This window comes from Suttonella sp. R2A3 (assembly GCF_021513215.1).
Classification (GTDB): Bacteria; Pseudomonadota; Gammaproteobacteria; order Cardiobacteriales; family Cardiobacteriaceae; genus JAHUUI01.
Genome location: NZ_CP090975.1, coordinates 892,079 through 915,921, shown reverse-complemented (window position 1 = coordinate 915,921; position 23,843 = coordinate 892,079). Strand labels below are relative to the sequence as shown.

The window sequence follows — 23,843 nt, the reverse complement described above, 5'->3', positions numbered from 1 at the left end:
AAAAGCCTCCATCTGGAGGCTTTTTTATCGATTATCTAACGATCATTCGGCGTAAAAAATTGTGTTTTAATGCCAAATATTTTCTGCTGCAGCTTTTTTATATGCTCATCGGGTAAGTGAATGGCCACCTGTTCTTGTCCGTTGATAGGCTGGGTATATCCATAAATGACATCAGGGGATTTTGTATTAACCAGCTGCCAGCTTACGTGGGTATGTTCGGTATTTGCAGTATTGATCAGAACCCGACCTGTTGCCATGTTACGTCCTATATGAAAGTTTTCATGGCGTTCGTGGTCTGTTTTTGCTTTGGTTTCAGGAAAGGGCAGCGCACCCGCTTGTATGTCTTGGCTGTCGTGAGCAAGCAGGCTTTGTGAGAGGATTGGGTAGATCTGGTAACGCAGGAAATGTTGATCCCAAAACCGCTGTGTCCCTTTTGCTTGCAGGTTATGAAAAGTATTTATTTTCTCTTGGATGTTGTCAATGGCACCATGGCAACCGCCCCACATGCCCGCCAAAATCAGCTCGGTGTGTGAGCAAAAATCGCGCATCGTATGAAACCATTTATCGCTTCTTAGCCATGCATTGATGGCAACACGTTCTTTAAAAGAAACCAGCGAATCTGCATCACGAATTAAAAAGCGTTTTGCGCTGGGGTCGTCTATCACTAAAAAGCGCCAGAACAGCCCCGACATCCGTTGTTTTATTTCCGTAGATACTTCAACAATCTGCCCACCATGTTTTTGAAGTCGGTTTTTGACATGGGTTGGCACACTGTCATCAAGGTAAAAGCGGCAAGTCCAGTTTGGCAACACTTTTTTTGCCCAGTAAATGTTGAGTAGGGCAGTTTCACAATACCTTGGGTTATCGCCAAAGAGTGAAAATGAAATGATATTTTCGCTAGGGTTTTTGTCGTTAAAAGCGGGTGGGTGTTTGCTGGCAAATGGCAAAGGCTCAATTTTTTTGATTTGTGACAGTTTGGTTTCTAGCGCTAATCTGCCATATTTTTTTGTCTCTTCAGGTTTATCAAGAAAAAAGCAGGCCTCTGCTAGACCGTCATAGAGGTTGGTGTTTGGTGTTTCGTCACGGAATAGCGCCAGTGTTTTTTGATAAGCATCGTAAGCCGCTTGTAGCTCTTTTAGTCTTAAGTGGCACAGTCCAAGATTCATAAAAACCAATGGTTCATTAGGGTAGTGTTTAGCGGCTTGTAACAGTAAGGCTTTACCAGCTGTGAAATCAGCGTTATTGGCTAGTACCATAAACTCGTCTATGATTTGCTTCAGTGTTTTACTATCTATTGAGTTGATTGCCGTTTTTTGCATAAAAAGGTTTAAGAGTCAGGGGTTATAAAAGGTTGAGGCTGTCGTGGTAATGGGTTAGCGTACGCATCCAAACGATTTTCATCAATGATAAAAGGTTTTATGTGACATTTCGACAGATGGCCATGTTTTGCATGCTATTAAATGGTAAATACAGTTGAATGTGACTATAAGCTATGCGTGAAGCAGTAGGTATTAATTGTTACTCGATGAACTATCGTTTTAACCGCGTTGTCCTCTTAAGGCTAACTGTTTTGTAGCAGTGGTGGTGGGTGCAATAGTGAATATGAATAATTGTTCATGTGTTATAGTGCTCATTTTGCATGGTAAAGACGATGGCGATTCAAACTAAGGCATTTCTCCATAAATACTTTATCACCGCGCTTAGCGGTATGGCGGCAGGGTTGTTTGTTACCTTGATTGCCGGCTTAATCATGAGCCAAATTGGCGCTTGGTTTGGCTGGGAGCTATTTGTATTAATTGGCAAATGGGCCGGTGTGATGATGGGGGCGGGGATTGGCGTCGGCATCGCTGTCTATTTAGGCGCGCCACCGCTGGTTGCTTTGTGTTGTTTAGTTACCGGCATGATGGGCGCACACAGCGAATTACTGGTCGGTGGTACGCTTTTTGTGCGTGATTTGGAAAACCTGCCCCCGATGCTAAGGGCGCTGCCGGGCAATCCGATTGGCGCCTACCTCACTGCCGTATTTTCTTACCGTTTAGGCGCTTGGCTGCATGGCAAAACACGGCTTGATATCTTATTACTTCCGCTCGCGATGTTTAGCATGGCGCTGTTGATTTGCTGGACGTTGTGCCCGCCGGTAGTCGCGGCGATTAACGCGCTTGGCCAGGCGATTCATTATGCCACCTCACTACAACCCTTTTTGATGGGGGTTGTGATTAGCGTGGTGGTGGGTATATTACTCACGCTACCAACCAGTAGTGCGGCGATGTGTATTGCTATTGGTTTGGACGGTTTGGCCGGTGGGGCGGCGGTGGTGGGTTGTGCAGCGCATATGGTGGGCTTTGCTGTTGCGAGCTTTCGTGAAAATGGGATCAGCGGTCTGATTTCCCAAGGGCTAGGCACCAGTATGCTGCAAATTCCTAATGTGATGCGCAAACCGATCATCATGTTGCCAGCGATTGTGGCAAGCGCCATCGTTGGCCCATTAGCAACAGTTGTCTTTGCGCTGCAATGCAGTGCGCTTGGTAGCGGCATGGGAACAGCTGGTCTGGTGGGCGTGTTCGCGGTTATTGATGCCAACGCAGGTGTTTTATCCGTCATGACGATCTGGATGGCTATTGTGTTATTGATGTTTATCTTACCCGCACTGATTGCTGGATTAATGCGTGCGTGGATGAGTCGTCGCGGTTGGATTGTTCAAGGTGATATGGCGCTTGATGGCGTTTAAAAGTCGCGGCCACGCATTTCCCCAAATAGATGGTTTGTATTTGGTTAAACAAGCATTGATGAGTATTTTTTAGTGCAAGGATAATTACAAAAAAGTATGAATGTGATAGATTAAGTATTGGTTTCTGTGTCGTTGGCGCACGCTAAATTAAAGCCTCTATATGGGCTTAAATAATTGCTATAAAAGGATTAGACGGTAATGAGTAAAGTGATCACATTAAACATTAATAGCGGTGAGAATACCGTTGAAACCCTGCAAATTAACACTGCAGGCAGCGAAGCCGTACGCATTGCTGCACAAAATGGCGTCAACTACGAACTCATCGACGCCGCCACCCAATTTGCTCCGGAAAACCTTACTGTACTCCGTCAAGGTGATGACCTGCTGATTGCCTTTGAAGGCTCACTCATTAATGAGCCAGACCTGATCATTGAAGACTATTACCAGCAATCCAAAGACAACCCACTGATTGGTCTCAACGAAGACGGCCAATACTACGCCTATGTTCCAGAAGCTGGTGCAGACGTTAACGCGCTCACCATGCTCGCAGAACAAATACCCTCAGGCCAGGCCTTGGGTGGTGACGCCTTATTCCAAGGCACCCCATTATGGCCACTGGTGCTAGTGCCATTAGCCTTCTTTCTTTATTTTGACGATGATCGCGATACAGACGTAAACACCACTAACACAGATACGACCTCTGATACCATTGCGCCTGATAAGCCAACCATTCACGTTGCTGATGATGGCAAGTCTATTTCAGGTACCGCAGAGCCAGGCTCAACGGTTAAGATTGATACCAATGGTGATGGTGTTCCTGACTACAGCACTACCGCAGATAGCGAGGGTAACTACACCGTCAATACCTCGGGTCATCCCTTAATCAATGGTGAGACAGCCACAGCAACCGCCACCGATGCAGCAGGTAACAAATCAGACCCGGCATCAGACACTGCACCTGATACCACGGCTCCTGATACACCGACCATCAACATTGCTGATAACGGTAAATCTATCTCAGGTAAAGCAGAACCTGGCTCGACGGTTAAGATTGATACCGATGGTGATGGTGTTCCTGACTACAGCACTACCGCAGATAGTGAGGGTGAATACACCATCGCTATCTTAGGTGATCCCTTAACTAATGGCGAAACAGCCACAGCAACCGCCACCGATGCAGCAGGTAACAAATCAGGCCCAGCAACGGATGTCGCTAATGACACCACAGCACCGGATAAGCCAACCATTCACGTTACTGATAACGGTAAATCTATCTCAGGTACCGCAGAGCCAGGCTCGACGGTTAAGATTGATACCGATGGTGATGGTGTTCCTGACTACAGCACTACCGCAGATAGCGAGGGTAACTACACCGTAGACACCTCAGGTCATCCCTTAATCAATGGTGAAACAGCTACAGCAACCGCCACCGATGCGGCAGGTAACAAATCAGACCCGGCATCAGACACTGCACCTGATACCACGGCTCCTGATACACCGACCATCAACATTGCTGATAACGGTAAATCTATCTCAGGTAAAGCAGAACCTGGCTCGACGGTTAAGATTGATACCGATGGTGATGGTGTTCCTGACTACAGCACTACTGCAGATAGCGAGGGTAACTACACCGTTGCTATCTCAGGTGATCCCTTAATCAATGGTGAAACAGCCACAGCAACCGCCACCGATGCGGCAGGTAACAAATCAGACCCGGCATCAGACACTGCACCTGATACCACGGCTCCTGATACACCGACCATCAACATTGCTGATAACGGTAAATCTATCTCAGGTAAAGCAGAACCTGGCTCGACGGTTAAGATTGATACCGATGGTGATGGTGTTCCTGACTACAGCACTACCGCAGATAGTGAGGGTGAATACACCATCGCTATCTTAGGTGATCCCTTAACTAATGGCGAAACAGCCACAGCAACCGCCACCGATGCAGCAGGTAACAAATCAGGCCCAGCAACGGATGTCGCTAATGACACCACAGCACCGGATAAGCCAACCATTCACGTTACTGATAACGGTAAATCTATCTCAGGTACCGCAGAGCCAGGCTCGACGGTTAAGATTGATACCGATGGTGATGGTGTTCCTGACTACAGCACTACCGCAGATAGCGAGGGTAACTACACCGTAGACACCTCAGGTCATCCCTTAATCAATGGTGAAACAGCTACAGCAACCGCCACCGATGCGGCAGGTAACAAATCAGACCCGGCATCAGACACTGCACCTGATACCACGGCTCCTGATACACCGACCATCAACATTGCTGATAACGGTAAATCTATCTCAGGTAAAGCAGAACCTGGCTCGACGGTTAAGATTGATACCGATGGTGATGGTGTTCCTGACTACAGCACTACCGCAGATAGTGAGGGTGAATACACCATCGCTATCTTAGGTGATCCCTTAATCAATGGTGAAACAGCCACAGCAACCGCCACCGATGCAGCAGGTAACAAATCAGGCCCAGCAACGGATGTGGCTAATGACACTACGCCACCTAATGCACCTAAGGTAACACCAAATAGTGAGAATGGATCCGTTGCTGTTGCGCCACCAGCAGATCCTGACTTGGCGTCATATACAGTGACTTATGTGGATGAATCGGATAGTGAACAAAATATCACCGTAATCAAGCAACCTGATGGTTCTTGGTTATCGGATGACCCAAGTATTACGCCAAAAGCAGATGGTAGCATCACCATCCCGCAAGCCTCTGTAAAGGATGGTTCGACGGTAAAAGCTGTTGCTATTGATAAATCGGGTAATGATAGTGAGGAAGCTACGGGGGTTGCTGGCGCAAATACACACTTAGAAGAAATCACTATTAATATGGACATTAATGATGATGGCTATATTAGTAAGAGTGAGTATATTTCTAATGAAACTTCAGTCACCATAGATTTGGGTACAGAGCTGGCGGGAGAAACAATTTCACTCAGTGTTAACGGTAGTGTGGTTCGGGAGTATAAGATTACAGAGGCTGACTATGCCAAGGGGTATGTCACCTTGACTGGTGTGTCTGTACTAACTGATGTTAAAACGCTGAATGTTTCTGCGAGTATTACTAAGGATGCTTCTGGCAACCCAATCACAGATCCTGACCAAGTCACAGATTCGGCAATAGTTGATTTAACGCCACCAGCTGTGCCAACCATGAAACTGCCTGAAGATGCCACCAACGACACGGGGTCAGATGTTACAGATAATATAACCAACAATACAGCCCCTAAGCTTATGGGTACAGGGGATGCTGGTGATAGTATCAGGGTTGAAATTAGTGGTGAAACGTTAACGACTACGGTAGCTGGTGATGGCACATGGTCGGTAGCGCCAACCATGCTTGCTGATGGTGACTATAGTATCGACGGTGCAACGATAAAAGTCACTGCGACCGATGCCGCTGGTAATAAAACATTAGGGTCAAACACCTCTATTGAAAGCTTTACTGTAGATAGCGCAGCACCTGTGTTTACTAGCAGTCAAACGGGCGCTGATGTAAAAGAGAGTACGACAGGTGATGTGGTTTATACCGCGGCAGTTACTGATAAGCATACTTATACCTATAGTTTAACCGGTGCGGACGCGGCTAATTTCAGCATTGACTCTGCCACAGGTGAGGTGACGCAAACGGTCGCATTTGATTATGAGGCGCCAAAAAACCGTTATGAGTTTGAGGTAGTGGCAACCGATGTAGCTGGTAATCGTTCAAGTCAAACCGTTTCAGGCGCTGTAACAAACGTGGATCTTGGTGAATTTAGTATTACTGATGCCAGCGCAACAGAAGGGGAGAGTTTAACCTTCACAGTCACACGAAATGGCGATACGTCACAGGCTGCCAGTGTTAATTATACGACTGGTTTTGCAAGTGATGATACTGCTGATGCAAGTGATATTGTTGCAGCATCAGGTACACTCAATTTTGCTGCAGATGAAACCAGTAAAACCATCACCATTGCCACAAATCAAGAGTCAAAGATTGAGCTCAGCGAGACCTTTACAGTGACATTGAGTGATCCTAGTGGTGATATGACAATCGGCACATCGACGGCAAAAGGGACCATTATTAACGACGACGCATTGGTTCTTAATATTTTGGATGCTGATGACACATTTGGTAGTCAAGTATCGCCAAATATTGGTAGCAATACCGATAACTACACCAGGAAGCCCACTGTGCATGTAGAGGGGATACCACGGGGTGCTTCATGGGAGTATAACTTAAATGATGGTTCGGGCTGGAAAACTGGCTCTGGGAGATCATTTAAGCTGCCAGGTTACGATGGCTGGGAGGGTAAGGCGTACCACTTAGAAGCGCGATTAACCTCTCCTGATTATGATCCTGCGGTTACTACGGGCACGCTAGACATGACGTTGGATCAGAAAATACGTGATGTAGTCGTTAATGGGTATGATAGTGATACAAATACACTTTTAGGTATCGCCGAAGCAGATGCCTTTGTTTATGATGATGAAAATAACAATGGTAAGTTTGATGTCGGTGAAGCTAATACGACTGCCTCTAGTGATGGAACTTTCTCACTCGCTTTAAAAAAACCTCTGACAGATCCCATTTACAACGCATTAGCATCCGAACCTTATGACAAGATTCAGGCACGGCTTGGGATTATTGATAAGGCGGGCAATGAGACAGATGTGGGTGAATTTGGCAATTTGTATTACTTTACTTGGCTGCTAAATGGCTTTGACTGGCTTGAAGGTAGTACTCAAACTGGTTCTGCAGCGGTTCGAGTTCATAACTTGAGTGACTTTAGCGAAGTTGTCTTAGTAAAAGGCAATGTAAGTGCTGGAACATACAACTTCAATGGTGGCGATGACTCGATGTATGTGTCCAATACATTGGATGGTGATTCGAGAATATTCATGGGCGATGGCGATGACTATTTCCAGGCAAATATTGCTACCACGGGTGGAACCATTATTGATATGGGTGCTGGTGATGATACGGCAAGGTTTACACGTGAATCATTAGACTATTTAGAGGCAGGTGCCGACCTATATATGGGGACGGGTAATGATACGTTGATCATCAATACCAAACGCTATGCTGAAGGTAGTGTTGCTGATGGTGGTGAGGGTATTGACACCTATAAATTTGATGATGGCGTCTCAGGACTTTTTGAATACCTTCAAGACAACAATGATCTGACCGGGTTTGAGATATTTGATATCACAGGCGGTGGTGATAATCGTTTGATTATTGAGGATGCTGGGGCATTTACCCGTAACTCAGGAACGTTTACCGACGATAATGGTAATACCTATAACTCGGCAATGATGGTGAAAGGCAATGCGGGAGATAGCGTGGATTTCTATGGTAGTACAACCGCTACAGGAACAACGACTTTTGGCGGTGTTTCTTATGATATTTATAGCGATGGGACGAATGATCTCTTGGTGCTAAGTCATTCAGGTATTCAGATCATTTAACCTGAGAGCACGGATGTTCCTTGCAAAAAAGCCTCCATCTGGAGGCTTTTTTATCGATTATCTAACGATCATTCGGCGTAAAAAATTGTGTTTTAATGCCAAATATTTTCTGCTGCAGCTTTTTTATATGCTCATCGGGTAAGTGAATGGCCACCTGTTCTTGTCCGTTGATAGGCTGGGTATATCCATAAATGACATCAGGGGATTTTGTATTAACCAGCTGCCAGCTTACGTGGGTATGTTCGGTATTTGCAGTATTGATCAGAACCCGACCTGTTGCCATGTTACGTCCTATATGAAAGTTTTCATGGCGTTCGTGGTCTGTTTTTGCTTTGGTTTCAGGAAAGGGCAGCGCACCCGCTTGTATGTCTTGGCTGTCGTGAGCAAGCAGGCTTTGTGAGAGGATTGGGTAGATCTGGTAACGCAGGAAATGTTGATCCCAAAACCGCTGTGTCCCTTTTGCTTGCAGGTTATGAAAAGTATTTATTTTCTCTTGGATGTTGTCAATGGCACCATGGCAACCGCCCCACATGCCCGCCAAAATCAGCTCGGTGTGTGAGCAAAAATCGCGCATCGTATGAAACCATTTATCGCTTCTTAGCCATGCATTGATGGCAACACGTTCTTTAAAAGAAACCAGCGAATCTGCATCACGAATTAAAAAGCGTTTTGCGCTGGGGTCGTCTATCACTAAAAAGCGCCAGAACAGCCCCGACATCCGTTGTTTTATTTCCGTAGATACTTCAACAATCTGCCCACCATGTTTTTGAAGTCGGTTTTTGACATGGGTTGGCACACTGTCATCAAGGTAAAAGCGGCAAGTCCAGTTTGGCAACACTTTTTTTGCCCAGTAAATGTTGAGTAGGGCAGTTTCACAATACCTTGGGTTATCGCCAAAGAGTGAAAATGAAATGATATTTTCGCTAGGGTTTTTGTCGTTAAAAGCGGGTGGGTGTTTGCTGGCAAATGGCAAAGGCTCAATTTTTTTGATTTGTGACAGTTTGGTTTCTAGCGCTAATCTGCCATATTTTTTTGTCTCTTCAGGTTTATCAAGAAAAAAGCAGGCCTCTGCTAGACCGTCATAGAGGTTGGTGTTTGGTGTTTCGTCACGGAATAGCGCCAGTGTTTTTTGATAAGCATCGTAAGCCGCTTGTAGCTCTTTTAGTCTTAAGTGGCACAGTCCAAGATTCATAAAAACCAATGGTTCATTAGGGTAGTGTTTAGCGGCTTGTAACAGTAAGGCTTTACCAGCTGTGAAATCAGCGTTATTGGCTAGTACCATAAACTCGTCTATGATTTGCTTCAGTGTTTTACTATCTATTGAGTTGATTGCCGTTTTTTGCATAAAAAGGTTTAAGAGTCAGGGGTTATAAAAGGTTGAGGCTGTCGTGGTAATGGGTTAGCGTACGCATCCAAACGATTTTCATCAATGATAAAAGGTTTTATGTGACATTTCGACAGATGGCCATGTTTTGCATGCTATTAAATGGTAAATACAGTTGAATGTGACTATAAGCTATGCGTGAAGCAGTAGGTATTAATTGTTACTCGATGAACTATCGTTTTAACCGCGTTGTCCTCTTAAGGCTAACTGTTTTGTAGCAGTGGTGGTGGGTGCAATAGTGAATATGAATAATTGTTCATGTGTTATAGTGCTCATTTTGCATGGTAAAGACGATGGCGATTCAAACTAAGGCATTTCTCCATAAATACTTTATCACCGCGCTTAGCGGTATGGCGGCAGGGTTGTTTGTTACCTTGATTGCCGGCTTAATCATGAGCCAAATTGGCGCTTGGTTTGGCTGGGAGCTATTTGTATTAATTGGCAAATGGGCCGGTGTGATGATGGGGGCGGGGATTGGCGTCGGCATCGCTGTCTATTTAGGCGCGCCACCGCTGGTTGCTTTGTGTTGTTTAGTTACCGGCATGATGGGCGCACACAGCGAATTACTGGTCGGTGGTACGCTTTTTGTGCGTGATTTGGAAAACCTGCCCCCGATGCTAAGGGCGCTGCCGGGCAATCCGATTGGCGCCTACCTCACTGCCGTATTTTCTTACCGTTTAGGCGCTTGGCTGCATGGCAAAACACGGCTTGATATCTTATTACTTCCGCTCGCGATGTTTAGCATGGCGCTGTTGATTTGCTGGACGTTGTGCCCGCCGGTAGTCGCGGCGATTAACGCGCTTGGCCAGGCGATTCATTATGCCACCTCACTACAACCCTTTTTGATGGGGGTTGTGATTAGCGTGGTGGTGGGTATATTACTCACGCTACCAACCAGTAGTGCGGCGATGTGTATTGCTATTGGTTTGGACGGTTTGGCCGGTGGGGCGGCGGTGGTGGGTTGTGCAGCGCATATGGTGGGCTTTGCTGTTGCGAGCTTTCGTGAAAATGGGATCAGCGGTCTGATTTCCCAAGGGCTAGGCACCAGTATGCTGCAAATTCCTAATGTGATGCGCAAACCGATCATCATGTTGCCAGCGATTGTGGCAAGCGCCATCGTTGGCCCATTAGCAACAGTTGTCTTTGCGCTGCAATGCAGTGCGCTTGGTAGCGGCATGGGAACAGCTGGTCTGGTGGGCGTGTTCGCGGTTATTGATGCCAACGCAGGTGTTTTATCCGTCATGACGATCTGGATGGCTATTGTGTTATTGATGTTTATCTTACCCGCACTGATTGCTGGATTAATGCGTGCGTGGATGAGTCGTCGCGGTTGGATTGTTCAAGGTGATATGGCGCTTGATGGCGTTTAAAAGTCGCGGCCACGCATTTCCCCAAATAGATGGTTTGTATTTGGTTAAACAAGCATTGATGAGTATTTTTTAGTGCAAGGATAATTACAAAAAAGTATGAATGTGATAGATTAAGTATTGGTTTCTGTGTCGTTGGCGCACGCTAAATTAAAGCCTCTATATGGGCTTAAATAATTGCTATAAAAGGATTAGACGGTAATGAGTAAAGTGATCACATTAAACATTAATAGCGGTGAGAATACCGTTGAAACCCTGCAAATTAACACTGCAGGCAGCGAAGCCGTACGCATTGCTGCACAAAATGGCGTCAACTACGAACTCATCGACGCCGCCACCCAATTTGCTCCGGAAAACCTTACTGTACTCCGTCAAGGTGATGACCTGCTGATTGCCTTTGAAGGCTCACTCATTAATGAGCCAGACCTGATCATTGAAGACTATTACCAGCAATCCAAAGACAACCCACTGATTGGTCTCAACGAAGACGGCCAATACTACGCCTATGTTCCAGAAGCTGGTGCAGACGTTAACGCGCTCACCATGCTCGCAGAACAAATACCCTCAGGCCAGGCCTTGGGTGGTGACGCCTTATTCCAAGGCACCCCATTATGGCCACTGGTGCTAGTGCCATTAGCCTTCTTTCTTTATTTTGACGATGATCGCGATACAGACGTAAACACCACTAACACAGATACGACCTCTGATACCATTGCGCCTGATAAGCCAACCATTCACGTTGCTGATGATGGCAAGTCTATTTCAGGTACCGCAGAGCCAGGCTCAACGGTTAAGATTGATACCAATGGTGATGGTGTTCCTGACTACAGCACTACCGCAGATAGCGAGGGTAACTACACCGTCAATACCTCGGGTCATCCCTTAATCAATGGTGAGACAGCCACAGCAACCGCCACCGATGCAGCAGGTAACAAATCAGACCCGGCATCAGACACTGCACCTGATACCACGGCTCCTGATACACCGACCATCAACATTGCTGATAACGGTAAATCTATCTCAGGTAAAGCAGAACCTGGCTCGACGGTTAAGATTGATACCGATGGTGATGGTGTTCCTGACTACAGCACTACCGCAGATAGTGAGGGTGAATACACCATCGCTATCTTAGGTGATCCCTTAACTAATGGCGAAACAGCCACAGCAACCGCCACCGATGCAGCAGGTAACAAATCAGGCCCAGCAACGGATGTCGCTAATGACACCACAGCACCGGATAAGCCAACCATTCACGTTACTGATAACGGTAAATCTATCTCAGGTACCGCAGAGCCAGGCTCGACGGTTAAGATTGATACCGATGGTGATGGTGTTCCTGACTACAGCACTACCGCAGATAGCGAGGGTAACTACACCGTAGACACCTCAGGTCATCCCTTAATCAATGGTGAAACAGCTACAGCAACCGCCACCGATGCGGCAGGTAACAAATCAGACCCGGCATCAGACACTGCACCTGATACCACGGCTCCTGATACACCGACCATCAACATTGCTGATAACGGTAAATCTATCTCAGGTAAAGCAGAACCTGGCTCGACGGTTAAGATTGATACCGATGGTGATGGTGTTCCTGACTACAGCACTACTGCAGATAGCGAGGGTAACTACACCGTTGCTATCTCAGGTGATCCCTTAATCAATGGTGAAACAGCCACAGCAACCGCCACCGATGCGGCAGGTAACAAATCAGACCCGGCATCAGACACTGCACCTGATACCACGGCTCCTGATACACCGACCATCAACATTGCTGATAACGGTAAATCTATCTCAGGTAAAGCAGAACCTGGCTCGACGGTTAAGATTGATACCGATGGTGATGGTGTTCCTGACTACAGCACTACCGCAGATAGTGAGGGTGAATACACCATCGCTATCTTAGGTGATCCCTTAACTAATGGCGAAACAGCCACAGCAACCGCCACCGATGCAGCAGGTAACAAATCAGGCCCAGCAACGGATGTCGCTAATGACACCACAGCACCGGATAAGCCAACCATTCACGTTACTGATAACGGTAAATCTATCTCAGGTACCGCAGAGCCAGGCTCGACGGTTAAGATTGATACCGATGGTGATGGTGTTCCTGACTACAGCACTACCGCAGATAGCGAGGGTAACTACACCGTAGACACCTCAGGTCATCCCTTAATCAATGGTGAAACAGCTACAGCAACCGCCACCGATGCGGCAGGTAACAAATCAGACCCGGCATCAGACACTGCACCTGATACCACGGCTCCTGATACACCGACCATCAACATTGCTGATAACGGTAAATCTATCTCAGGTAAAGCAGAACCTGGCTCGACGGTTAAGATTGATACCGATGGTGATGGTGTTCCTGACTACAGCACTACCGCAGATAGTGAGGGTGAATACACCATCGCTATCTTAGGTGATCCCTTAATCAATGGTGAAACAGCCACAGCAACCGCCACCGATGCAGCAGGTAACAAATCAGGCCCAGCAACGGATGTGGCTAATGACACTACGCCACCTAATGCACCTAAGGTAACACCAAATAGTGAGAATGGATCCGTTGCTGTTGCGCCACCAGCAGATCCTGACTTGGCGTCATATACAGTGACTTATGTGGATGAATCGGATAGTGAACAAAATATCACCGTAATCAAGCAACCTGATGGTTCTTGGTTATCGGATGACCCAAGTATTACGCCAAAAGCAGATGGTAGCATCACCATCCCGCAAGCCTCTGTAAAGGATGGTTCGACGGTAAAAGCTGTTGCTATTGATAAATCGGGTAATGATAGTGAGGAAGCTACGGGGGTTGCTGGCGCAAATACACACTTAGAAGAAATCACTATTAATATGGACATTAATGATGATGGCTATATTAGTAAGAGTGAGTATATTTCTAATGAAACTTCAGTCACCATAGATTTGGGTACAGAGCTGGCGGGAGAAACAATTTCACTCAGTGTTAACGGTAGTGTGGTTCGGGAGTATAAGATTACAGAGGCTGACTATGCCAAGGGGTATGTCACCTTGACTGGTGTGTCTGTACTAACTGATGTTAAAACGCTGAATGTTTCTGCGAGTATTACTAAGGATGCTTCTGGCAACCCAATCACAGATCCTGACCAAGTCACAGATTCGGCAATAGTTGATTTAACGCCACCAGCTGTGCCAACCATGAAACTGCCTGAAGATGCCACCAACGACACGGGGTCAGATGTTACAGATAATATAACCAACAATACAGCCCCTAAGCTTATGGGTACAGGGGATGCTGGTGATAGTATCAGGGTTGAAATTAGTGGTGAAACGTTAACGACTACGGTAGCTGGTGATGGCACATGGTCGGTAGCGCCAACCATGCTTGCTGATGGTGACTATAGTATCGACGGTGCAACGATAAAAGTCACTGCGACCGATGCCGCTGGTAATAAAACATTAGGGTCAAACACCTCTATTGAAAGCTTTACTGTAGATAGCGCAGCACCTGTGTTTACTAGCAGTCAAACGGGCGCTGATGTAAAAGAGAGTACGACAGGTGATGTGGTTTATACCGCGGCAGTTACTGATAAGCATACTTATACCTATAGTTTAACCGGTGCGGACGCGGCTAATTTCAGCATTGACTCTGCCACAGGTGAGGTGACGCAAACGGTCGCATTTGATTATGAGGCGCCAAAAAACCGTTATGAGTTTGAGGTAGTGGCAACCGATGTAGCTGGTAATCGTTCAAGTCAAACCGTTTCAGGCGCTGTAACAAACGTGGATCTTGGTGAATTTAGTATTACTGATGCCAGCGCAACAGAAGGGGAGAGTTTAACCTTCACAGTCACACGAAATGGCGATACGTCACAGGCTGCCAGTGTTAATTATACGACTGGTTTTGCAAGTGATGATACTGCTGATGCAAGTGATATTGTTGCAGCATCAGGTACACTCAATTTTGCTGCAGATGAAACCAGTAAAACCATCACCATTGCCACAAATCAAGAGTCAAAGATTGAGCTCAGCGAGACCTTTACAGTGACATTGAGTGATCCTAGTGGTGATATGACAATCGGCACATCGACGGCAAAAGGGACCATTATTAACGACGACGCATTGGTTCTTAATATTTTGGATGCTGATGACACATTTGGTAGTCAAGTATCGCCAAATATTGGTAGCAATACCGATAACTACACCAGGAAGCCCACTGTGCATGTAGAGGGGATACCACGGGGTGCTTCATGGGAGTATAACTTAAATGATGGTTCGGGCTGGAAAACTGGCTCTGGGAGATCATTTAAGCTGCCAGGTTACGATGGCTGGGAGGGTAAGGCGTACCACTTAGAAGCGCGATTAACCTCTCCTGATTATGATCCTGCGGTTACTACGGGCACGCTGGACATGACGTTGGATCAGAAAATACGTGATGTAGTCGTTAATGGGTATGATAGTGATACAAATACACTTTTAGGTATCGCCGAAGCAGATGCCTTTGTTTATGATGATGAAAATAACAATGGTAAGTTTGATGTCGGTGAAGCTAATACGACTGCCTCTAGTGATGGAACTTTCTCACTCGCTTTAAAAAAACCTCTGACAGATCCCATTTACAACGCATTAGCATCCGAACCTTATGACAAGATTCAGGCACGGCTTGGGATTATTGATAAGGCGGGCAATGAGACAGATGTGGGTGAATTTGGCAATTTGTATTACTTTACTTGGCTGCTAAATGGCTTTGACTGGCTTGAAGGTAGTACTCAAACTGGTTCTGCAGCGGTTCGAGTTCATAACTTGAGTGACTTTAGCGAAGTTGTCTTAGTAAAAGGCAATGTAAGTGCTGGAACATACAACTTCAATGGTGGCGATGACTCGATGTATGTGTCCAATACATTGGATGGTGATTCGAGAATATTCATGGGCGATGGCGATGACTATTTCCAGGCAAATATTGCTACCACGGGTGGAACCATTATTGATATGGGTGCTGGTGATGATACGGCAAGGTTTACACGTGAATCATTAGACTATTTAGAGGCAGGTGCCGACCTATATATGGGGACGGGTAATGATACGTTGATCATCAATACCAAACGCTATGCTGAAGGTAGTGTTGCTGATGGTGGTGAGGGTATTGACACCTATAAATTTGATGATGGCGTCTCAGGACTTTTTGAATACCTTCAAGACAACAATGATCTGACCGGGTTTGAGATATTTGATATCACAGGCGGTGGTGATAATCGTTTGATTATTGAGGATGCTGGGGCATTTACCCGTAACTCAGGAACGTTTACCGACGATAATGGTAATACCTATAACTCGGCAATGATGGTGAAAGGCAATGCGGGAGATAGCGTGGATTTCTATGGTAGTACAACCGCTACAGGAACAACGACTTTTGGCGGTGTTTCTTATGATATTTATAGCGATGGGACGAATGATCTCTTGGTGCTAAGTCATTCAGGTATTCAGATCATTTAACCTGAGAGCACGGATGTTCCTTGCAAAAAAGCCTCCATCTGGAGGCTTTTTTATCGATTATCTAACGATCATTCGGCGTAAAAAATTGTGTTTTAATGCCAAATATTTTCTGCTGCAGCTTTTTTATATGCTCATCGGGTAAGTGAATGGCCACCTGTTCTTGTCCGTTGATAGGCTGGGTATATCCATAAATGACATCAGGGGATTTTGTATTAACCAGCTGCCAGCTTACGTGGGTATGTTCGGTATTTGCAGTATTGATCAGAACCCGACCTGTTGCCATGTTACGTCCTATATGAAAGTTTTCATGGCGTTCGTGGTCTGTTTTTGCTTTGGTTTCAGGAAAGGGCAGCGCACCCGCTTGTATGTCTTGGCTGTCGTGAGCAAGCAGGCTTTGTGAGAGGATTGGGTAGATCTGGTAACGCAGGAAATGTTGATCCCAAAACCGCTGTGTCCCTTTTGCTTGCAGGTTATGAAAAGTATTTATTTTCTCTTGGATGTTGTCAATGGCACCATGGCAACCGCCCCACATGCCCGCCAAAATCAGCTCGGTGTGTGAGCAAAAATCGCGCATCGTATGAAACCATTTATCGCTTCTTAGCCATGCATTGATGGCAACACGTTCTTTAAAAGAAACCAGCGAATCTGCATCACGAATTAAAAAGCGTTTTGCGCTGGGGTCGTCTATCACTAAAAAGCGCCAGAACAGCCCCGACATCCGTTGTTTTATTTCCGTAGATACTTCAACAATCTGCCCACCATGTTTTTGAAGTCGGTTTTTGACATGGGTTGGCACACTGTCATCAAGGTAAAAGCGGCAAGTCCAGTTTGGCAACACTTTTTTTGCCCAGTAAATGTTGAGTAGGGCAGTTTCACAATACCTTGGGTTATCGCCAAAGAGTGAAAATGAAATGATATTTTCGCTAGGGTTTTTGTCGTTAAAAGCGGGTGGGTGTTTGCTGGCAAATGGCAAAGGCTCAATTTTTTTGATTTGTGACAGTTTGGTTTCTAGCGCTAATCTGCCATATTTTTTTGTCTCTTCAGGTTTATCAAGAAAAAAGCAGGCCTCTGCTAGACCGTCATAGAGGTTGGTGTTTGGTGTTTCGTCACGGAATAGCGCCAGTGTTTTTTGATAAGCATCGTAAGCCGCTTGTAGCTCTTTTAGTCTTAAGTGGCACAGTCCAAGATTCATAAAAACCAATGGTTCATTAGGGTAGTGTTTAGCGGCTTGTAACAGTAAGGCTTTACCAGCTGTGAAATCAGCGTTATTGGCTAGTACCATAAACTCGTCTATGATTTGCTTCAGTGTTTTACTATCTATTGAGTTGATTGCCGTTTTTTGCATAAAAAGGTTTAAGAGTCAGGGGTTATAAAAGGTTGAGGCTGTCGTGGTAATGGGTTAGCGTACGCATCCAAACGATTTTCATCAATGATAAAAGGTTTTATGTGACATTTCGACAGATGGCCATGTTTTGCATGCTATTAAATGGTAAATACAGTTGAATGTGACTATAAGCTATGCGTGAAGCAGTAGGTATTAATTGTTACTCGATGAACTATCGTTTTAACCGCGTTGTCCTCTTAAGGCTAACTGTTTTGTAGCAGTGGTGGTGGGTGCAATAGTGAATATGAATAATTGTTCATGTGTTATAGTGCTCATTTTGCATGGTAAAGACGATGGCGATTCAAACTAAGGCATTTCTCCATAAATACTTTATCACCGCGCTTAGCGGTATGGCGGCAGGGTTGTTTGTTACCTTGATTGCCGGCTTAATCATGAGCCAAATTGGCGCTTGGTTTGGCTGGGAGCTATTTGTATTAATTGGCAAATGGGCCGGTGTGATGATGGGGGCGGGGATTGGCGTCGGCATCGCTGTCTATTTAGGCGCGCCACCGCTGGTTGCTTTGTGTTGTTTAGTTACCGGCATGATGGGCGCACACAGCGAATTACTGGTCGGTGGTACGCTTTTTGTGCGTGATTTGGAAAACCTGCCCCCGATGCTAAGGGCGCTGCCGGGCAATCCGATTGGCGCCTACCTCACTGCCGTATTTTCTTACCGTTTAGGCGCTTGGCTGCATGGCAAAACACGGCTTGATATCTTATTACTTCCGCTCGCGATGTTTAGCATGGCGCTGTTGATTTGCTGGACGTTGTGCCCGCCGGTAGTCGCGGCGATTAACGCGCTTGGCCAGGCGATTCATTATGCCACCTCACTACAACCCTTTTTGATGGGGGTTGTGATTAGCGTGGTGGTGGGTATATTACTCACGCTACCAACCAGTAGTGCGGCGATGTGTATTGCTATTGGTTTGGACGGTTTGGCCGGTGGGGCGGCGGTGGTGGGTTGTGCAGCGCATATGGTGGGCTTTGCTGTTGCGAGCTTTCGTGAAAATGGGATCAGCGGTCTGATTTCCCAAGGGCTAGGCACCAGTATGCTGCAAATTCCTAATGTGATGCGCAAACCGATCATCATGTTGCCAGCGATTGTGGCAAGCGCCATCGTTGGCCCATTAGCAACAGTTGTCTTTGCGCTGCAATGCAGTGCGCTTGGTAGCGGCATGGGAACAGCTGGTCTGGTGGGCGTGTTCGCGGTTATTGATGCCAACGCAGGTGTTTTATCCGTCATGACGATCTGGATGGCTATTGTGTTATTGATGTTTATCTTACCCGCACTGATTGCTGGATTAATGCGTGCGTGGATGAGTCGTCGCGGTTGGATTGTTCAAGGTGATATGGCGCTTGATGGCGTTTAAAAGTCGCGGCCACGCATTTCCCCAAATAGATGGTTTGTATTTGGTTAAACAAGCATTGATGAGTATTTTTTAGTGCAAGGATAATTACAAAAAAGTATGAATGTGATAGATTAAGTATTGGTTTCTGTGTCGTTGGCGCACGCTAAATTAAAGCCTCTATATGGGCTTAAATAATTGCTATAAAAGGATTAGACGGTAATGAGTAAAGTGATCACATTAAACATTAATAGCGGTGAGAATACCGTTGAAACCCTGCAAATTAACACTGCAGGCAGCGAAGCCGTACGCATTGCTGCACAAAATGGCGTCAACTACGAACTCATCGACGCCGCCACCCAATTTGCTCCGGAAAACCTTACTGTACTCCGTCAAGGTGATGACCTGCTGATTGCCTTTGAAGGCTCACTCATTAATGAGCCAGACCTGATCATTGAAGACTATTACCAGCAATCCAAAGACAACCCACTGATTGGTCTCAACGAAGACGGCCAATACTACGCCTATGTTCCAGAAGCTGGTGCAGACGTTAACGCGCTCACCATGCTCGCAGAACAAATGCCCTCAGGCCAAGCTCTGAGTGGTGATGCTGTAGCCCAGGGGATCCAGGGGATTCCGTTATGGCCAATAGCGCTGGTGCCATTAGCCTTCCTTGTTGTTGATGATTCCTCTGGAAGCACAGAAAAAACGAATTTTATAGATCCAGAGGCTATAGTTCAAAATACGGAATTGGTTGGTGATCAAACCCAATTAAAGCTGGATGTGTCGAAGATTACTGCTGGTGATGTATTGCAGTTTGATGGAGATTTAGGTGATCGGCTTGAAATTAATTTAACTGCTGGTGATTGGGCTAAAGCTGGTACCACTACGGTGGGTGATAATAATTACTCCATTTGGGAACATTACAACAGTGTTGATGGCGCTTATACACAAATCTTGGTGCAGGATGGTATTGTCGTTATCTAGAAGGGTGTTAAGAAAGTGCCTTTCTATGATAAATTTCATGAGGTTATTGCTACTGCTGTACACAACATATTAAGTAATACACCGGCTATGATTGAAGCTCATGCGAAGTAAATGTAAGTGTATTTCTTGCTTGGTATAAATCTTGCTGCACAAACTATAGAATTAATGAGGACGATGTGCTCGATATCGGCTTAGGCGCTAATGGCTGGATCGAAACGGGCACAGCCTCAGGTTTTGCTGTTGATAGCAGCACCTACCATGTCTTGCAGCACTACACTGGTAGCCCGGATAGTGATCCTTATGTGTAAATCATGGTACAAGGTGGCATGGTTATTATCTAACGTAATTAGGTAGTCAAGGTGGCATTATTGGTCAGCTAAAATGATTTTGATAGGAGCTTGGCGGTAATGGGTAGCGAGCTCCTGGCGGGATAGCTGCCTGAGGCGCTATTCTTCTTCATCAATATCTTGGTGTAAAAAAACGTCATTTTGTTGCAAATGAAACAAAGCAAGCCGCGCAGCAAAGCCTTGCGCGGGTATAAAAAAATTTGCAAAGAATGCTTTTCTAGGGTAAATTGGGAAATAATTTATTTTAGATTTTGGGTGTTGTTAAGTATAGGATTTACTTATATTATTTTTTGTCAGGGTAATGTTTAGGAAGCATATCATCACAGCATATACAATATTTAAGTAATATTCACTTATCTGACTAAGACTCAAGTATTTAAGAAAGCATGGGCACGATCGGCTAGTAAATCTTGAGAATGTTACTAAAACACAGTTTTAGACATTAATGAGTAAGCGGATGTGCTAAATCAATTTTTAACATAAGGCTTTAAGGATGAAAAAGAACGCACTGAGTATTGGTTTATCGGCATTGGCCCTGTTTTTGGCAGGCTGTGGTACTTTACAAGGACAAGATCAAGCACTCGATACTGGCGATACAACAGACGGCATCGTGCAAATGAATGCTGAACAAGGTGGCTTTGTCTTTTTCCGCGACGCCGATGATGCCTTCCCTAAGGCTGTGGTGATCTCCATTGATGGTGAATACCTGACCTCACTACTGCCTGGTGAATACTCACCAGTAGCCGTATGCGCTAACCGCGTACAACCAATCACTGTCGCTTACACAGGTCAAGACGCCGGTTATCTGATGAAAGCTGAGCGCCAAGGCCCACAAGCGCAACCCAAACAAGGCGAAATCTTCTATATCCAAATCGTCCATCAACCAGAAGGATTACCGCTGTTGATGGAAGTGCCGGCAGATGTTGCTAAAGAAGAGCTTGCACAAACCACCTTACACACCTACACCCGCCCACGCGTGAACAACCAAAACAACTGTGGTCCGGTCAAAGAAGAAGTACACGTACTCAACAGCGATGTGCTGTTCCCATTCGATCAAAGCAGCGTTGATTCTATCTTACCGCCAGGGCGTGAAGACACCATCGCGCTCGCACAAAGCATCGATAATCAGCGTTTAGACTCTGTCGCTGTTCATGGTCACACCGACCCAACCGGCACAGACGCTTACAACCAAACCCTCTCAGAAAAACGCGCCGCATCGATCCGTGAACTGATGATCGCCGGTGGCGTTAATGCCTCAATCATCGAAGTCCAAGGCTTTGGTGAAAGCAAACTCATCGTTGATGACTGCTTTGCCCAGTTCCCAGGAGATCGCGAAGCACAACGAGCATGTAATGAAGTAAACCGTCGTGTTGAAGTTATCGTGAGGACACGCTAACGCAAAAAAACACACAAGGACGTAAAGTAACAGCTGAACAAGGATAGGACGGTATGAGTAAAGTAATCATATTAAACATTAATAGCGGTAAGAATACCGTTGAAACCCTGCAAATTAACACTGCAGGCAGCGAAGCCGTACGCATTGCTGCACAAAATGGCGTCAACTACGAACTCATCGACGCCGCCACCCAATTTGCTCCGGAAAACCTTACTGTACTCCGTCAAGGTGATGACCTGCTGATTGCCTTTGAAGGCTCACTCATTAATGAGCCAGACCTGATCATTGAAGACTATTACCAACAATCCAAAGACAACCCACTGATTGGTCTCAACGAAGACGGGCAATACTACGCCTATGTCCCGGAAGCTGGTGCAGACGTTAACGTCGTGACCCAGCTCGCAGAACAAATGCCTTCAGGCCAGGCCTTGGGTGGTGACGCCTTATTCCAAGGTATTCCATTATGGCCACTACTGCTACTACCCTTGGCGTTCTTGTTTGTCGATGATGACGATACCAGTCCTGTTGTAGAATCAGGAGATACATCAGCGCCAACCCAAAAAGCAACGATTACCACGGTTGTTGATGATCAGATGCCACAGCCTGGTGGTTCGACTGGTGAAGTGGACGTAGCTGATGGTGGTGTTACCAACGACAAGACGCCACTGCTTAAAGGAACACTTGATGCAGCGCTGGCAGATGGTAGCCAATCGGGTGTAACGGCTGAAAACTTGGTCATTTATGCTTCAGTTAATGGTGCAGCGCCTGTTGAGTTAGGAAATGCAACGGTTAACGGCACAGACTGGAGTTATCAGGATGAAACCGGCTACGCTGATACAGATAAAGTCGTTTACACTGCGAAAGTTGTTGACGCAGCAGGTAACGAAGGTCGAGAATCTGGTTCATACACCATAACCATAGACTTAAGCAATGTAGGTGTAACCAACGCTGGTGCATTCAATGATACTGATAGTGATGGGAAAGGAGACTCTTTTTACGTTGAGGTGCCAGAAGATACAGAAGGATTCTATGTTTATAGTAGCAAAGGTGAGGAATTGGCTTTTGTTCCTGCGCAGGATTCTCCTTCTACCACTGGCTGGTATTTAGATAATATAGACCCGCAAGTTGAAGTTGGTCATACGTTTGTTATTCGTACCATCGATACTGCAGGAAATGTTTCCAGTCAACACCTTAATATTAATACGGGTGTGGTGCTTTCAGGTGGGGCTATACTGCCCGACTATACACTTAAGATTACTGCAGTAGAAGATGATTCTTCGGGGAGTGCTGTTTCATTGACTTCTGGAGGTCCATCGACAAGTGATTTGGCATTATCACTTTCTGGAACTATAGATATCAATAACCTGACAGTGGCAACCGATGGGATGGATCCAGATAAAGTGCACATTCTGGTTTATGATAACGGTAACTATATTGGGAATGCTGCTGTGATAGTCACTAGTGGGGATCCTAATGGTACATGGACGTTTGACTATGATGGCGTTGATGCACCTGATAAGTATGTACCAGGCAGTAAACATAATTTTCAGGTTAAGGCTGTTTATGGTGATGCAACTAGCTCACTAGCGGTTATTCCGGGTTCAGAGAGTAATGGATTTTCAGTCACGGTTGCTGAGAATGCTACAGGTCGTACAGTGGAGGTTAATACTAGCTTAGTTGGTGCTGAAGAGTATCTGGATTTGGCAAGTGTAACGCCAGCGGATGTGCTGCAATTTCAAGGTGACTTTGGTGATGTGCTCGATATCGGTTTAGACGAGAAGGGTTGGATTGAAACCGGTATGGCGTCTTTAGGTGGTGACAGCTATCATGTATTACAAAACTATGACGGTAGTAACTACATCCAAATTCTAGTTCAAGACGGCATAACGATTATTTAGTATTCGGCATGCTTTTTGCTTTACACTACTAAGTATGATTTTAAGATTAATCAGGAGGA

General features: G+C 45.8%; 12 protein-coding genes. 9 read left to right on the top strand and 3 right to left on the bottom strand.

Features of this window, described 5'->3' with window-relative positions:
* Positions 1-35: 35 nt before the first annotated feature.
* Positions 36-1,319: a tetratricopeptide repeat protein gene (locus tag L0B52_RS04240; RefSeq protein WP_235065315.1), complete on the bottom strand. Its 1,284-nt coding sequence runs from the start codon at positions 1,317-1,319 to the stop codon at positions 36-38.
* A 332-nt stretch (positions 1,320-1,651) separates the two neighbouring features.
* On the opposite strand from L0B52_RS04240, the gene L0B52_RS04235 reads away from it, so the two are divergent.
* Positions 1,652-2,728, top strand: a complete 1,077-nt coding sequence (locus tag L0B52_RS04235) for a PTS transporter subunit IIC (RefSeq protein WP_235065314.1) — start codon at positions 1,652-1,654, stop codon at positions 2,726-2,728.
* 198 nt (positions 2,729-2,926) lie between these two features.
* Positions 2,927-8,200: an Ig-like domain-containing protein gene (locus tag L0B52_RS04230; RefSeq protein WP_235065317.1), complete on the top strand. Its 5,274-nt coding sequence runs from the start codon at positions 2,927-2,929 to the stop codon at positions 8,198-8,200.
* 61 nt (positions 8,201-8,261) lie between these two features.
* Here L0B52_RS04230 and L0B52_RS04225 read toward each other — a convergent pair whose 3' ends face one another.
* The gene (locus tag L0B52_RS04225) at positions 8,262-9,545 is read right to left on the bottom strand and encodes a tetratricopeptide repeat protein (protein ID WP_235065315.1); all 1,284 of its coding nucleotides are present in this window, start codon (positions 9,543-9,545) and stop codon (positions 8,262-8,264) included.
* 332 nt (positions 9,546-9,877) lie between these two features.
* Between L0B52_RS04225 and L0B52_RS04220 the strand changes: the two genes are divergently transcribed.
* Both L0B52_RS04220 and L0B52_RS04215 read left to right on the top strand, forming a co-directional pair.
* On the top strand, positions 9,878-10,954 hold the full coding sequence (locus L0B52_RS04220) for a PTS transporter subunit IIC (RefSeq protein ID WP_235065314.1): 1,077 nt from the start codon (positions 9,878-9,880) through the stop codon (positions 10,952-10,954).
* A gap of 198 nt (positions 10,955-11,152) precedes the next feature.
* A complete protein-coding gene (locus L0B52_RS04215; RefSeq protein WP_235065317.1) occupies positions 11,153-16,426 on the top strand; it encodes an Ig-like domain-containing protein in 5,274 nt (1,757 codons plus the stop codon).
* A gap of 61 nt (positions 16,427-16,487) precedes the next feature.
* On the opposite strand, the gene L0B52_RS04210 is transcribed toward L0B52_RS04215, so the two are convergent.
* Complete coding sequence (locus L0B52_RS04210) at positions 16,488-17,771, bottom strand: tetratricopeptide repeat protein (RefSeq protein WP_235065315.1); 1,284 nt, start codon at positions 17,769-17,771, stop codon at positions 16,488-16,490.
* 332 nt (positions 17,772-18,103) lie between these two features.
* On the opposite strand from L0B52_RS04210, the gene L0B52_RS04205 reads away from it, so the two are divergent.
* The 5 genes from L0B52_RS04205 to L0B52_RS04190 all read left to right on the top strand — a co-directional run bounded on the left by L0B52_RS04205 (position 18,104) and on the right by L0B52_RS04190 (position 23,784).
* A complete protein-coding gene (locus L0B52_RS04205) occupies positions 18,104-19,180 on the top strand; it encodes a PTS transporter subunit IIC (RefSeq protein ID WP_235065314.1) in 1,077 nt (358 codons plus the stop codon).
* A gap of 198 nt (positions 19,181-19,378) precedes the next feature.
* The gene (locus tag L0B52_RS04200; protein WP_235065313.1) at positions 19,379-20,143 is read left to right on the top strand and encodes a hypothetical protein; all 765 of its coding nucleotides are present in this window, start codon (positions 19,379-19,381) and stop codon (positions 20,141-20,143) included.
* 176 nt (positions 20,144-20,319) lie between these two features.
* Positions 20,320-20,451 carry a hypothetical protein gene (locus L0B52_RS09610; RefSeq protein WP_260088711.1) on the top strand — a complete coding sequence of 44 codons (132 nt, stop codon included), beginning with the start codon at positions 20,320-20,322 and terminating at the stop codon, positions 20,449-20,451.
* 532 nt (positions 20,452-20,983) lie between these two features.
* A complete protein-coding gene (locus tag L0B52_RS04195) occupies positions 20,984-21,886 on the top strand; it encodes an OmpA family protein (RefSeq protein WP_235065312.1) in 903 nt (300 codons plus the stop codon).
* Between the two features lie 53 nt (positions 21,887-21,939).
* Positions 21,940-23,784 carry a hypothetical protein gene (locus L0B52_RS04190; RefSeq protein ID WP_235065311.1) on the top strand — a complete coding sequence of 615 codons (1,845 nt, stop codon included), beginning with the start codon at positions 21,940-21,942 and terminating at the stop codon, positions 23,782-23,784.
* Positions 23,785-23,843: the final 59 nt, after the last annotated feature.